This is a genomic window from Streptococcus cuniculi (genome assembly GCF_004570575.1).
Lineage (GTDB): Bacteria > Bacillota > Bacilli > Lactobacillales > Streptococcaceae > Streptococcus > Streptococcus cuniculi_A.
On record NZ_SPPD01000060.1, the window covers coordinates 1 to 530 of the forward strand.

Here is a 530-nt window from a genome sequence, read left to right on the forward strand (position 1 = left end):
GCACGGAAAAGCTCCGTCCACAGCATGCAAATTGCCGCCGAGCGCGTGGCTGGACGTGCGGGGATCGATTGCCGCGGGCCATTGGATCGTGGAAGAGGAGACTTGCCTTCGGCGGTTGGTCGCCAACCTGTTGAGCGCAGGTGTGCCGCCGGCAGAGATGGCCATGGTGTCGCCATTCCGTGACTGCGCCCAGAACCTGCGCCGCATCGGCCGGGAATTCGGCGTAGGCGATGGCAAGGTAGGCACCGTCCACACGGCTCAAGGAAAGGAGGCGGAAGTCGTCGTCTTGGTTTTGGGGGGCGATCCGCGCATGCCCGGCGCCAAGGCATGGGCAGCGAGCAAGCCCAACCTGCTCAATGTGGCCAACTCACGCGCCAAGGCGCGCCTCTACGTCATCGGCAACCGCGAACTCTGGGCAAAACAAAACTATTTTTCGGTGCTGGCTGAGCGCCTGCCCACATACTCGACCGTGATGCAAGACGACTCGGCCGAGTAGGGTCACTTACCTGCTGAGCCTTCCCCTTTTGGAG

The 530-nt window shown here is 62.8% G+C and carries 1 protein-coding gene; it reads left to right on the forward strand.

The window, feature by feature from the left end:
• On the forward strand, positions 1-496 hold a 496-nt coding region (locus tag E4T82_RS12025), incomplete at its 5' end, for an AAA domain-containing protein (RefSeq protein ID WP_228065167.1).
• Positions 497-530: the final 34 nt, after the last annotated feature.